12 protein-coding genes are annotated in these 12,949 nt (G+C 31.3%); 5 read left to right on the top strand and 7 right to left on the bottom strand.

Annotation, left to right across the window (positions count from 1 at the left end; all coding sequences use genetic code 11):
* Positions 1–38: 38 nt before the first annotated feature.
* The 3 genes from ACIJYG_RS04440 to ACIJYG_RS04430 are packed head-to-tail and all read right to left on the bottom strand — an operon-like array spanning position 39 to position 2,857.
* Entirely contained in the window at positions 39–1,028 is a 990-nt protein-coding gene (locus ACIJYG_RS04440; protein WP_435095553.1) for a phytanoyl-CoA dioxygenase family protein, read from the bottom strand.
* A gap of 14 nt (positions 1,029–1,042) precedes the next feature.
* A complete protein-coding gene (locus ACIJYG_RS04435) occupies positions 1,043–1,912 on the bottom strand; it encodes a 2OG-Fe(II) oxygenase (RefSeq protein WP_435095550.1) in 870 nt (289 codons plus the stop codon).
* Entirely contained in the window at positions 1,913–2,857 is a 945-nt protein-coding gene (locus ACIJYG_RS04430) for a ketopantoate reductase family protein (protein WP_435095547.1), read from the bottom strand. It lies immediately after the preceding gene.
* A gap of 86 nt (positions 2,858–2,943) precedes the next feature.
* Here ACIJYG_RS04430 and ACIJYG_RS04425 point away from each other — a divergent pair, with 86 nt between their 5' ends.
* Together ACIJYG_RS04425 and ACIJYG_RS04420 are read left to right on the top strand one after the other, a co-directional pair.
* A complete protein-coding gene (locus ACIJYG_RS04425) occupies positions 2,944–3,912 on the top strand; it encodes a DUF1907 domain-containing protein (RefSeq protein WP_435095544.1) in 969 nt (322 codons plus the stop codon).
* Positions 3,913–3,948: 36 nt separating this feature from the next.
* On the top strand, positions 3,949–4,362 hold the full coding sequence (locus tag ACIJYG_RS04420; RefSeq protein ID WP_023648238.1) for a MarR family transcriptional regulator: 414 nt from the start codon (positions 3,949–3,951) through the stop codon (positions 4,360–4,362).
* Between the two features lie 12 nt (positions 4,363–4,374).
* On the opposite strand, the gene ACIJYG_RS04415 is transcribed toward ACIJYG_RS04420, so the two are convergent.
* Together ACIJYG_RS04415 and ACIJYG_RS04410 are read right to left on the bottom strand one after the other, a co-directional pair.
* Complete coding sequence (locus tag ACIJYG_RS04415) at positions 4,375–5,166, bottom strand: HpcH/HpaI aldolase family protein (RefSeq protein ID WP_435087527.1); 792 nt, start codon at positions 5,164–5,166, stop codon at positions 4,375–4,377.
* A 2-nt stretch (positions 5,167–5,168) separates the two neighbouring features.
* A complete protein-coding gene (locus tag ACIJYG_RS04410; protein ID WP_435095541.1) occupies positions 5,169–6,611 on the bottom strand; it encodes an NAD-dependent succinate-semialdehyde dehydrogenase in 1,443 nt (480 codons plus the stop codon).
* A 93-nt stretch (positions 6,612–6,704) separates the two neighbouring features.
* Between ACIJYG_RS04410 and iolD the strand changes: the two genes are divergently transcribed.
* Both iolD and ACIJYG_RS04400 read left to right on the top strand, forming a co-directional pair.
* Positions 6,705–8,549, top strand: coding sequence for a 3D-(3,5/4)-trihydroxycyclohexane-1,2-dione acylhydrolase (decyclizing) (gene iolD / locus ACIJYG_RS04405; protein ID WP_435095538.1), 1,845 nt, complete (start codon positions 6,705–6,707; stop codon positions 8,547–8,549).
* Between the two features lie 6 nt (positions 8,550–8,555).
* Positions 8,556–9,713: a Gfo/Idh/MocA family protein gene (locus ACIJYG_RS04400; protein ID WP_435095535.1), complete on the top strand. Its 1,158-nt coding sequence runs from the start codon at positions 8,556–8,558 to the stop codon at positions 9,711–9,713.
* Between the two features lie 7 nt (positions 9,714–9,720).
* Here the strand turns inward: ACIJYG_RS04400 and ACIJYG_RS04395 are convergent, their stop codons facing one another.
* Both ACIJYG_RS04395 and ACIJYG_RS04390 read right to left on the bottom strand, forming a co-directional pair.
* Positions 9,721–10,896: an L-rhamnonate dehydratase gene (locus ACIJYG_RS04395; RefSeq protein ID WP_435095532.1), complete on the bottom strand. Its 1,176-nt coding sequence runs from the start codon at positions 10,894–10,896 to the stop codon at positions 9,721–9,723.
* On the bottom strand, positions 10,893–11,891 hold the full coding sequence (locus tag ACIJYG_RS04390; RefSeq protein ID WP_435095529.1) for a 4-hydroxythreonine-4-phosphate dehydrogenase PdxA: 999 nt from the start codon (positions 11,889–11,891) through the stop codon (positions 10,893–10,895). The genes ACIJYG_RS04395 and ACIJYG_RS04390 overlap by 4 nt, the downstream gene beginning before the upstream one ends.
* Positions 11,892–11,959: 68 nt before the next feature.
* Here ACIJYG_RS04390 and ACIJYG_RS04385 point away from each other — a divergent pair, with 68 nt between their 5' ends.
* Entirely contained in the window at positions 11,960–12,931 is a 972-nt protein-coding gene (locus ACIJYG_RS04385) for a Bug family tripartite tricarboxylate transporter substrate binding protein (RefSeq protein ID WP_435095526.1), read from the top strand.
* Positions 12,932–12,949 lie beyond the last annotated feature (18 nt).

The raw sequence follows: 12,949 nt of genomic DNA, 5'->3' as shown, positions 1-12,949 counted from the left end.
CTCTTATACACAAATATATATTTTATAAAATTATTTATTTAAAAATTAATTAACCTAGATAGATCTCTTTTTTTATTTTTGAATGTAGGTAAAGGATATTTAAAGGCATATTTTCTAGGTATACATTTTTCTTTAGCTTTTTCCCATAGAGCAAGCCATTGTTTAAAATTTGAAATAGTAATATTTTTTTTATTTTTACTTTTTACATAAAAACTTGGTAATGGCTCTCGACCAGAGGTTTGACCTGCTTTATTATATCTGAGATCAGCACTTATTCTAAAATTATTAGATTTATTAGGAATGGAGCAATGTGCAGAGTGTCGGTGTAGCAAAACTATATCTCCCACATTAGCTTCTAAGTAAGCTACTTTTTTTGAATTAAGTAATTTTGAGTCTTTTATTTCAACTTGTCCTCTGTAGCCAGAGTGATGATTTAATAATCCTAATTTATTTATTCCAGGAATAGTGATCATACAGCCATTTCTCTTAGTTGTTTTTGTAAAAGGTATCCATACTGTTAAAAGTTCAGTTTTTTTTTGACCTTTAGTGGATAGTACAGCTGCATCTTGATGCCAAGGCGTCCTTCCGCTTAAACCATCATTAATTGATTTTTTAGGTAATGTTTTTTCTGGTTGTTTTATCCTTGTGTTTTGAACTGGGTTAGAAAGTATTTCTGGTCCAAGTATTTTTTCAACAACTTTAAGTATTTTTTTATGTTTAATTAAATTCCAAAGAGAATGGCTTGCAAAGTATTCGCTATCTTTTTTAACATGGTCTCTAGGTAGTCGTGTATTGAAATACTGATCTAGATCAAAAATATTAAGAGAAGATACAAACTTATATTTTTTTTCAAATTTAAATTTTAAAGCTTTTGATATTTTTCTTTTAGGAGAGAATTTATGAATCAGTCTATCCATTACATATTCCATATCATTTAAGATGGGTTTTAGATCATTATCAAAATTTAAAACATTTTTTACTATTGAGTATCCCTGTTCTTCAAATTTTTTTTTAGTCAATGATTTCATTTTTTAAACTTATATTAATTTGTAGTTGGGATGGTAAGATAATTTGCATCATGAAAAGATGTAAGCATTTTTTTTTTATTTTGAATTATGTGAGGATAATAAGGAATATTATTAAATTTCCAAATTACTGGCTTATTCAGGGCGTAACTTCCATAAATAAAAAACCTTTTAGAACAATTTTTTTCAATAAATCTTTTTACGCCATGATAAGAGTTGGGAGTTGATTGAAAAAAAACAGCTGTTCCTTGCTTAGGTGTAAACTCCTTCACAATTTTAAGTTCACTAATTTTAGGAAATCTCCTGAAGCTTTTTCTTAGATTCTTTTTTGCCTTTTTTTTATAAATAGTAAGTGATCCACCGTTCTTTTTTGGAATATCTGTTAAGTAAATTAAAAAATTATATAATCTTGTTATGTCATCTCGATGTGGTCTTAATCTGTATCCACCTTTTGAAACAGAAAAATCAATATCTAAATTTACTTTTGGATTAGAGTAATTATTCCCAAGCATTTTTTGAAGTTCACTTGAGTTTAATTTTTTTTTAATAGTAAACTTTTTTTGATTAAAAATTTTTGGAAGATTTGAATTTGCCCAAGAGCCATCTTTAAAGTTTTTTTTAAATATACTTTCAATTTTTTTATAGAAAGATTTACCATTGAAAACTTTAAAGAGTTTTTCTGAGGTTTTTGATTTTTTAATATAATTATTAAAATTTTTAGACCCTTTGTTTATTCGACTTCTCCCACCCATGATCATGTCATCAAAAGATTTGGAGTTACTGATTTCTTTAATTAATGTTTTGCAAATACTTTTTGGGATGACGTTTCTACCTACTAAAACTGGAAAATTACTTTTAATTTTTTTTAATTTCTCAATATTTAGCATTTAGCTATACATTCCCTCCTTAACTTTTATCATTTTGTACATTAAATCGTTTAAAGGAGTTTTTATTCCATGTTTTTTTCCAAGACTTGAAACCACACCGCTTATAAAGTCAATTTCAGTTTTTCTTTTATATTGAACATCAAAAGCCATAGATGATTTATTTGTTTGATTGGAGTCTACAATTTTATTAAACATAAATAGACACTCATCCTCAGATACCTCAACACCATCTGCTAAAGCTACTTGTCTTGTCTCTAATATGATTTCTTTACCAAGAGATCTTGAAACATCATTTGCACTATTATTAATATATAAATCTGTGTGATGTAGATCAAAAATTGCAGATAAAGGACCAATTGCAGTTAATGCAAAAAGTTTCATCCATTTTCTTTTCTTTACATCATCTGCCGCAATTGTCTCTAAATTATATGCCGTGAAGGTATCAGCTACCTCTTTAACTCTTTCACTCATACCGCCCTCGTATTCTCCTATCCAGGATGGTAAAGCCGCGTGGTTCATTATATGTCCAGGTCCCAATATATTTGATGCTTGAGTTGTTGTTCCACCTAAAACTTTTTCATCTCCAACAATTTTTTTCATAATAGCCTCATGTCCAAAACCATTTTGAAAAGACATAAAAACAGTTTTTTCACCAATGATATTTTTAATACTGTTGAGAGCTGGCTCTAGAACAGTTGCTTTGCACATTACTATTACTGCATCAACAATACCTACAGTTGATGGATTAGTTGTTGCTTTCACTTTTATAAATCTATCCCCACCATGACCATCCATTTTAAGACCGTTTTTATTTATTGCCTCTACATGCTCTTTCCAAACATCTATTAGAATTACATTTAGCCCTTTTTCAGCTAACAAACCTCCAAACAAACAGCCCATCGCACCAGCGCCTAAAACTGCAACTTTTAAATCATTATTTATCATTATCTTTTTTTAAAATTAATTTATGTATAGATATTATATATATTATCTATAGACATCTTGCAAAATAAATTATAGCTTAATTAATAATGCAATTAAAAATAGAAAAATCAAAATTTAAAGAATATTCATTAGATAAAATCTCTGAAGCTTTGCAAGTTGGATTATCTAATAATTACAAAGCCGTCGAGATATCTATAGTTGACTGTCCAAATTTGAGAGATTGGGGTTGTCCTTCTGAGGGAATAAGTGGTAATCAAAAAATTATAGATGTTGGTGGCGAACCTTACATGCACGATCCTAAATTTATTGGTGCTGAATTCGATTATGAAGAAATTTCTAAAATGATTGGATCAGAAAAAAGTTATGCATTAGGTGCTGGCTCAGGTGCCATGTCTTGTTTAGAAGGTCATTGTGGTGAATTAGTAATTAATGAAAATTTAATTACCTCTGAGTCAAAATCAATTATTGCTCGAGTTGGTGCTAACAAAGAATGTATTGCTGAAAAATATACAGCTAGAAAACATGGTGGCTTAGGCAACGTTTTTTATACTGATGGGGTAAGAGGAAAAGTTATTAAAATTAAAATAAAAGGAAGATCTGGTGAACAAGACTCTTTACCTCAAGCAATGAGAAAAGCTTTGTCTGATAACTTAAAAATTGAGGGCAACGATCATCTTGCCTTAGCAGGCGTTTTTAGAATATTAAAAGGAAAAATTAAATCACATGTTCAGCCTGATTATGCCGATATTAAACATGAATACTATGACCCCGAACAAATGAAGTGTGTAAAAGATTTTTTACAATTTTATGAACCTGTTGGACCAGAGCTTCAAGGTTACAGCGTACTTTGGACGGGTGATCCAACAGGTGGGGCGCTTAACTTAAGAGAGTCTGGCGAACACACTCATTTTCACTCTTATACAAAAAAAAATATTGCTGGCCACTATCACTTTGATGTAACACCAGATGAAATAGAGTACGAAGGGTATTTTAATACCGCAGAAGAAGTGTGCAGAGTTAACAATATATATAAAGAATTAAGCAATAAAAAATAATATTAATTTAACTTTCTTTAAGATAACATTTGACTAATGAAGAGACAATTTAAGTATCCTAAGCATTTTGAAGAACAAAAAAAAATTCCAAAAATTACTCAAAAACGAATTAAATTAGCTGAAGTGTCACTTGGTGACTTCGAAGGAAGATTGGAAAATGAATTACTTAATTGGTTCTCATTGACTCCACAACATTGGATCATGTTACATATGGTAATGCTTGCTTATTATAAAAATAAATCAATTACTAAAAATGAATTATTAAAAGTTATTGAAAAATCTTACTTAACCTCAAATGTTTATATAGATACTGCTATTAAAAAAGGATTTTTTAGAATTATAAGAAATGAAAAAGACAAAAGGTCTATCTTTATCTTACCATCTGTAATTACAATAAAAACTTTTGAAGGGTTTATTGATAGAAGAGATATTCTTTATAAAGGGATATAATAAATATTTTAATTAATAAGCTTTAGATTCTTCTTTTTTAGAAAAACCTTTCATTTTATCAACTACAGCCTTAGATCCAGCACTTAATGCTCTTTGATCAGCACCAATTGTTACAAAATTAAAACCCTTATCAATCATTTTTTGTGCATACTCAGGCGTACCATTGTGAATTCCTGCAAAAATATTATTTTTTTTAGCATGTTCTAAAATTCTTAAAATTTCTGAATAAGCTTTTGTGCTTTCTGGTCTATCAAAACCTGGTTCTTCACCAATAGCTAAACTTAAGTCTGCTGGACCAATATAAATACCATCAACACCGGGTGTTGACATAATTTCATCAAGCTTACCTAAAGATTCTTTTGTCTCTATCATTGCTAACTTAAGCATTTCATCATTTGCATGTTTAGCGTAATCTGAACCACCATAAATTAAACCTCTTACAGGACCAAAACTTCTATAACCATGAGGAGGGTACATACATGCTTGAACAAATCTTTCCGCCTCTTCTTTATTACTTACCATTGGACAGATGATACCGTAACAACCTGCATCAAGTATTTTCATTATTTGACCAGGTTCATTCCAGTTTACTCTTGCAAGTGGAGTTACATCTGTTGTTGATATAGTTTGCAACATTGGTAAAGCATTAGTGTAATCAACTAAACCATGTTGCATATCAATTGTAAGCGAGTCCCAACCTTGATGAGCCATTACTTCAGCTGAAACAGTGCTAGGAATTTGCAACCAACCATTAATGACAGGTTTACCTGCCTTCATCATTTCCTTAATTTTATTTTTTCTCATTTTTATATTTTTAAACCCATATGAGTGTATTTTACATTTAGATAATCTTTGATTGCTCCTGATCCACCTTCACGTCCATAACCAGTTTGTTTTATTCCACCGAATGGTGCCTCAGCAATTGCAACTACGCCTGTATTAACCGCAACACATCCAGATTCTAATTTTTCAGACCCTATATGAGCTTGGTCCATTGAATTTGTGTATAAATAACTACATAAACCTAAATCATTATCATTTGCTCTTTCAATAACTTCATCAAAAGTTTTAAATGTTAGAATAGGCACAAGTGGACCAAAAGGTTCTTCTTTCATTATTGTAAAATTATCTTTCACATCATCAAAAACTGTTGGTTCATAATAGTACCCTTTATTAAAACCAGCAGGTCTTTTTCCACCCATTAAAACTTTAGCGCCTTCATTTTTTGTAGTTTCAACTAATTTTTCAATTTCTTCTAATCTTTTTGCGGTAGTTAAAGGTCCTAACTCAACACCTTCATCCATACCATTACCTATCTTAAGTTTTTTTGCTCTTTCTATAAATGCACTTACAAACTCATCTTTTCTATTTTCTTGGATATAAAATCTATTAGGTGAAATACAAACTTGACCGTTATTTCTAAATTTACCTGTTATAGCTATATCAGCAACTTTGTTCATATCTACATCTTCACAAACAATAAAGGGAGAGTGACCACTTAGTTCCATTGTAACTCTTTGAACTTTATCAGCTGCTTTTTTTAAAATTATTTTTCCAACTCTTGTTGAGCCAGTAATAGATACTTTTTTAATAATATCAGATTCCATTAATTCATTTGATATTTCAGCCGGATCACCTGATAGAAGGTTTACCACTCCATCTGGTACTCCTGCTTCTTTACATATGCTAACTAATTCCATTACTGCGCCAGGAGTAATTGTATCTGGCTTACAAATAACAGAACAACCTGCAGCTAAAGCAGTAGAAATCTTTCTAGAAGCCAAAACTATTGGAAAATTCCAAGGTACTAATGCTGCTACTACACCAACTGGCTGATAATAAACATGCACTCTAGTATCTGGAAATCTACTTTGTTGTGTTTGACCATAAATTCTCTTTGTCTCTTCTGAATTCCATTCAAAAATATCAGCACCACCACCAACTTCTCCAACACCTTCTGCAAGAGGTTTTCCTACTTCAAGTGTTAACCACTTAGCAAGAACATCTTTTCTTTCTCTCATTAAATCTGCAATTTTTCTAAGAGTATAAGCTCTTTGCCAAGGTGCAGTATTTTTCCAAATCTCTAAGCCTTTTTCAGCAGATTTTAGTGCTTTTTGCACATCAGCTGAAGATGCTTTTGATGCTTTACCAATTACTTCTTCAGTAGCTGGATTAATTACATCATATGTTTCATTTTTTTCTGCTTGTTGCCACTTACCGTCAATGAATTGTCCAAATTTACTATACATAGAATTTATTTTTAAGTTTACTTAATGTGGTTTTTTATTTTATAAATATATTTATATATAAACATTATATACATTTAAAGATAAACTTAATTTATGAAAAAAATTACACTCACCTGTGCTCACGCAGTAGTTAAATATTTAATAGCTCAAAAAATATTAATTAATGGGAAAAAAGAACCTTTGTTTCCAGGTGTATTTGGAATATTTGGGCATGGAAATGTAGCATGTTTAGGTCAGGCACTTGAAGAAAATCAAAATGAACTTCCTACTTATAGAGGTCATCATGAACAAAATATGGCTTTAACTGGTATAGGTTATGCAAGAGCAAAAAGAAGACAGCAAATTTTTGTAGCAACTTCATCAGTTGGTCCTGGAGCAACAAATATGGTAACTGCTGCTGGTGTTGCTATGAGTAATAGGTTGCCAATATTGTTTTTACCAGGGGATACATATGCAAATAGAATGCCAGATCCAGTTTTACAACAAGTTGAACATTTTAATAATCCAGGAATTACAGCAAATGATGCTTTTAAACCTGTAACAAGATATTTTGATAGAATAACAAGGCCTGAACAAATTATTCAATCTTTTCCAGCAGCTGTTCAAACTATGCTAGATCCTGCTGATTGTGGACCAGCTTGCATTGCTTTATGTCAAGATATTCAAGGACAAACTTTTGATTATCCAGAAGAATTTTTTAAAGAAAAAGTACATACAATTAGAAGACCTAGACCTGATGAGTTTCAAATAAAAGAAGCAGTTGAAAAAATAAAATCTTCAAAAAATCCAATAATTATTTCTGGTGGCGGAGTTTTTTATTCTGATGCGATGGACGAATTAAGCAAGTTTGCAATTAAACATAATATTCCAGTAACTCAAACTGTAATGGGTTATTCCACAATGAAAAGAGATCATTCACATTATGCTGGTCAAATAGGGGGTTTGGGTGGAAAAAATACAAATTCTCTAGCCAAACAAACAGATCTTGCAATTGCAATTGGAACTAAACTTGCAGACTTTACTACAGGTTCTTGGGCAAATTTTGAGAATGAAAATTTTAAACTTGTATCAATAAATGTATCAAGATTTGATGCAAACAAACATTTAGCACAAGCTGTAATAGGTGATGCAAAAGTTTCATTAGATGAATTATCTTTAGCTTTAGGCGAGTGGAAGGCTGGAGAAGAGTGGAATAAAAAATCTCAAACTGAACTTAAAGCATGGAATGAAGAAGTTGATAAAGCAAGTGCTCCATCAAATCAAGAGATACCAAGTTATGTTCAGGTTATAGGCGCTGTATACAAAAATTCTGATGCATCAGATATAGCAGTAACAGCTGCTGGCGGACTAGTTGGTGAAGTCGTTCAAGTTTGGAGACCTAGAGAATTAAACACTCATGAAACAGAATGGGGTTTTAGTTGTATGAGCTATGAAATTTCAGGCGCTCTTGGAATTAAGATGGCCAACCCAGATAAAGAGGTTATTTCATTTATTGGTGATGGATCATACTTAATGAATAATACTGATATCTATTCTTCAGTTATTACTAACAATAAACTTATAATAGTTGTTTGTGATAATGGAGGTTTTGCAGTCATTAATAGACTTCAATTATTTAAGGGTGGTAAAGAATATAACAACCTACTTAAAAGCTCAAAAACACCTGGACTTGTAGGTGTTGACTTTGCAAAACATGCTGAAAGCATGGGAGCTAAATCAGAACATGTAAATTCTATATCTGAACTTGAAGAAGCATTTAAAAGAGCAAAAAAATCTGATGTTACATATGTAATTTCAATTAAGACACATGCTTATCAGTGGTTAGAAGGTTCTGCGTTTTGGGATAGTCCCACATTAGAAATCCCAACAACTGAAGAAAACAAAGAAGCTATAAAACTTTATAAAGAGGGAAAGAGCAAACAAAGACAAGGCGTGTAACTCTTTATGAATAAAATATTTAAAGTTGGCCTCATTGGCTGCGGTCATATCTCAGAGACTTATTTCAGAGCTGAAAAATATTTTAACAATATTAAAATTATTAAATGTGCAGATATAAATCATGGTAATGCAGTTAGATGTGCAAAAACCTATAAAATTCAAGCATTAACTGTAAATGAACTTTTAAAAGATAAAGAAATTGAAATTGTTCTTAATCTAACTATTCCAAAAGCTCACTATAAAGTTGCAAAGCAGGCATTGGTTAATGGTAAACACGTTTATTCTGAAAAACCACTGGCAATTAATTTTAAGGATGGAAAAGATCTTTTAAGAATTGCAAAAAAGAAAAAGCTTTATATTGGAAATGCTCCAGACACTTTTTTGGGTGGTGGTATTCAAAAATCAAAAGAACTAGTCGATAAAAAAATTATTGGCAAAATTAACTTAGGAAATGCAATTTTTGCTTTTCCTGGAGTTCAATCTTATCACCCTAATCCTGAACCTTGGTTTGCAAAAAAAGAAGGTGGACCAGTAATTGATATGGGGCCTTACTATTTAACTGCTTTAGTTAATTTATTTGGACCAGCAAAAAAAGTTACAGGAAGTGTTGTGAATGGAGTTAAGAGAAGAATTATTGGCATTGGACCAAGAAAAAATAAATCGTTTAAAGTTGAATGTCCCACAACTTATTTATCAACTATTACGTTTGAAAATGGAACGATTATTAGGTTAACTTTATCATTTGATGTCATAGCTCACCAAAGAAACCATATAGAATTATATGGTGATAAAGGATCAATGATAGTTCCAGACCCAAATATGTTTGGTGGTTCGGTTTATATTTGTAAAAATTTGGGAGATCCTTGGAAAGAATACAAAACTAATAAGATGCCATTAGGAAAAATTAATATTAGATCTCAAAGTTCAAGAGCTAATGAGGCTTCAACCAATGCAAACTATCGTGGAGCAGGTTTGGCTGAAATGGCTTATTCAATAGAAAATAAAAAGATAAACAAATGTAATGGAGAATTATCTTTACATGTCTTGGATATAATTCAATCTACAATGAAAGCTTGTACTTCTGGAGTTTCTCAATTAATTAAAACAAGTTGCCAGAAACCAAGGCCATTTTTATTTAAGGAAATAAAAAAAATATTAAAGTAGATTTTTATTATTCAATAATATTAAAATCAGATTTATATTTATCAGTTATTGTCAAACCTAGTCCTGGTTTATTATCATCTAAATCAATAAATCCATTTTCTGGCGCAGGGTCACCTTCAAAAATATAATAAAAAAGTTCATTCCCTATTTCCACATCATTAACTGGAAAGAATTCTGAAATTGGACAATTGAAATTAGACATTGTTAAATGATAATTGTGCATTTGACCTGCATGAGGAATAACAGGAACTTGGTGAGCTTCTGCAATCGCATTAATTTTTTGAGCAGCAGTAAAACCACCAACTCTATTGTTATCATATTGAATATAGCTTACTGCCTTTAAATCTAATAATTGTTTAAATCCAAACATGTTAAACTCATGTTCACCACCTGAAATTGGAATCATGTTCATATTATTGAGTTCAGCATAACCATGAATGTCATCTGCTATAACTGGTTCTTCCAACCATCTCGGATTAAATTTCATTAATTTTGGAATCATTCTTTTTGCATAATCTAAATTCCAACCCATATAACATTCCATCATTAAATCTGTATCTTCACCTATTACTTCTCGTACAGCTTCTGCGAGCTCAATATTTTTTTTCATTCCTTCGGGACCATCTTTAGGGCCCCAGCCAAATCTCATTTTAAACATTTTAAAACCTTGTTTCACATAACTTTCAGCTTCTTTTTGAAGATCTTTAATAGGTTGGCTGTAAAGTTTTGATGCATAAACAGGAATTTTTTCTTTTGTTCTTCCACCTAATAATTTGAAAACTGGTTTCTTTGTAATTTTACCCATTATGTCCCAGAGAGCGATATCAATTGCAGAAATTGCAACCATACCAATTCCTCTACGACCCCATGCATGAGTTCTTCTGTACATTTTTTCCCAGATATAAGCGTAATCAAAAGGGTCTTCACCAATTACTAAAGGTTTTAAATATGTATCGATAGTTTTTTTTGCAACTTGAGGTGCCAAGGCAGCGTTTCCAATTCCAACGATCCCATCATCAGTTTCAATTTCACAAATCAACCATTCATGAAATCTAAACGAACCCATAGCATCAGACTTTTCAAATAAAAGATCTGAAGCATTTGTACAAAAGTTGTTTTGTGGAGGTACAGTTTTACCATTCCATTGGTAAACCTTGGTTCTAATATCTTTTATTTTTGTCATGCTTTATTTTTATTTTCTGCCATTGTTAATGCAATTTTAAATGAATTCAAAGTAGGTTCTAGATTAGCTTCATTTTTGCCAGCAATATCAAAAGCAGTGCCATGAGCAGGTGTAGTAATTGGAACAGGTAATCCACCTTGAACAGTAACACCTCTGTCAAAACCAAATGCTTTTAAGCCAGATTGAAGAGCGTCATGATACATACCAACAATACAATCGTGGTTTTTATTTTTATAAGCAGTAATAAAAGAAGTATCACAAGGCAAAGGTCCATCAGCGTTAATACCTAGTTTTTTTGCCTCTTCTATAGCTGGAATAATTTCATCTTTCTCTTCAGTTCCAAATTCAGCATGAGGATTAAGTGCTTGGACTGCTACTCTAGGAACTTTTATACCGTTTAATTTCATTGCCTCATTGATAAGCTTAATTGGTTTCATAATTTTTTCTTTTTTAACATGATCTGGAACTTCCTTAATTGGAATATGAGATGTAACACGAGCTGTCCAAAAATTATCAATAACATTAAATTCACAAAAGAAATTTTTTACTTCCAATTTTTCAGCCATTAAATGCAATTCATCAGAATATTTATTACCACCTAGTTTTAAACTTGTTTTATTGAATGGACCAAAATTTATCGCGTGTATTTTATTTTCTTTAGCAAGTTCTAAGGCCAAACTTAATGCGGATAGAACACTCTCACCAGACTCTTTAGAGCACTCTGATAATTTATAACTATGATTTTTTCCATTAGAAATATCCAGAAAAAACTTATTGCCTTCTTCAAAATTTATTTGATCAAAGTTATCAACATATTTTAGATTTTGTGAACTACCAGAAATTTTATTACCACCTTCTAAAATATTTTTTTCACCGATAACAACTATGTTAGCATTATTAGTAATCTTCTTATTCAATAATTTAGATATAAGTTCTGGACCAATACCAGAAGGATCCCCTAGAAGAAGCGCAATATTAATTTTGTTTTGAGACATTTTTTTCTTACGATTTGTATCAGATTATGTTTATATAATTAATTATAAATTAACTAAAGAGGGAAATAATGAAAAAAAGTTTTAAACTTTTCTTAGCTGCTGCATTTCTAGTGACTGAATTTTTTGTTATAGCATTACCAATGCTTACTACTTCTGCAAAAGCAGATGGTGCTATTCAAGCAATTACTCACGCTGGTTTTGGTGGTGGTACTGATGTAACTACTAGAATGATGCTTTTAAGAGCTCGAAGAGTTCTTAAACAAGATATGCAATTAGTTAACAAAAAAGGTGGTGGTGGAGCTGTATCTATGGACTACATGATGAGCTTACCAGCTGACGGTCAACACACTTTAACTTGGACTACTGGTCATGCTGTATCAATGGCATTAGGTAAAACTAAAGTTAAAATTAGCGATATGCAGCCACTTGCAAGAGGAACTGATGATCCTCAATTGTTTGTTGTAAATTGTAAAGCTGACATCAAAGATGCTAAAAAATTTATTAGTGTTCAAAAATCAAAATCACTTAAATATGGAACAACTCATGTTGGTGGAATTGATGATGTAAGCGCAATTGCATTTACTAAAAAAGGTGGATTAAAAGATCCAACTATTGTTGCCTATAAAGGTGTAGCTCCAATCAAAACAAACCTAATCAAAGGAGATATTGATGTAGGTGTTTTGAACTTAGGGGAAGCATTAACAGAAATAAATGATGGAACACTATGTGTTTCTGTTGTTTTAGCAAATGATAGAATGGCTAAAATTGGAGATTCTCCAACAGCTAAAGAATTAGGAATACCTGTTTCTTTATCTACTGTTAGAGGTTTCGTAACTAAAAAAGGAGCTCCAGCAGCAAGAGTTAAAGAGTTAGAAGCTGGAATGATGAAAGCTATGGGACACAACTATTACAAAAATTTCTTAACTGAAATTGGTCTTGATGACACTAGTGTAGTTGGTGCTGATGAATGGGGTAAGCAAATGGAAGAAATGCTTACTGAAATGACTGCACAGCTTAAAGCTTTAGGTTACATTAAGTAATTTTAAAGATAGTACATT

Source organism: Candidatus Pelagibacter bacterium nBUS_27 (genome assembly GCF_051200985.1).
Classification (GTDB): Bacteria; Pseudomonadota; Alphaproteobacteria; order Pelagibacterales; family Pelagibacteraceae; genus Pelagibacter.
The sequence above is the reverse complement of the archived record's forward strand: the minus strand, read 5'-3'. Positions and strand labels throughout refer to the sequence as shown.

What these genes read in the sequence shown, in the direction of transcription:
- ACIJYG_RS04440 (WP_435095553.1), bottom strand. Translation starts at nt 1,028, where the DNA reads ATGAAATCATTGACTAAAAAAAAATTTGAAGAACAGGGATACTCAATA.
- ACIJYG_RS04435 (WP_435095550.1), bottom strand. Translation starts at nt 1,912, where the DNA reads ATGCTAAATATTGAGAAATTAAAAAAAATTAAAAGTAATTTTCCAGTT.
- ACIJYG_RS04430 (WP_435095547.1), bottom strand. Translation starts at nt 2,857, where the DNA reads ATGATAAATAATGATTTAAAAGTTGCAGTTTTAGGCGCTGGTGCGATG.
- ACIJYG_RS04425 (WP_435095544.1), top strand. Translation starts at nt 2,944, where the DNA reads ATGCAATTAAAAATAGAAAAATCAAAATTTAAAGAATATTCATTAGAT.
- ACIJYG_RS04420 (WP_023648238.1), top strand. Translation starts at nt 3,949, where the DNA reads ATGAAGAGACAATTTAAGTATCCTAAGCATTTTGAAGAACAAAAAAAA.
- ACIJYG_RS04415 (WP_435087527.1), bottom strand. Translation starts at nt 5,166, where the DNA reads ATGAGAAAAAATAAAATTAAGGAAATGATGAAGGCAGGTAAACCTGTC.
- ACIJYG_RS04410 (WP_435095541.1), bottom strand. Translation starts at nt 6,611, where the DNA reads ATGTATAGTAAATTTGGACAATTCATTGACGGTAAGTGGCAACAAGCA.
- iolD (WP_435095538.1), top strand. Translation starts at nt 6,705, where the DNA reads ATGAAAAAAATTACACTCACCTGTGCTCACGCAGTAGTTAAATATTTA.
- ACIJYG_RS04400 (WP_435095535.1), top strand. Translation starts at nt 8,556, where the DNA reads ATGAATAAAATATTTAAAGTTGGCCTCATTGGCTGCGGTCATATCTCA.
- ACIJYG_RS04395 (WP_435095532.1), bottom strand. Translation starts at nt 10,896, where the DNA reads ATGACAAAAATAAAAGATATTAGAACCAAGGTTTACCAATGGAATGGT.
- ACIJYG_RS04390 (WP_435095529.1), bottom strand. Translation starts at nt 11,891, where the DNA reads ATGTCTCAAAACAAAATTAATATTGCGCTTCTTCTAGGGGATCCTTCT.
- ACIJYG_RS04385 (WP_435095526.1), top strand. Translation starts at nt 11,960, where the DNA reads ATGAAAAAAAGTTTTAAACTTTTCTTAGCTGCTGCATTTCTAGTGACT.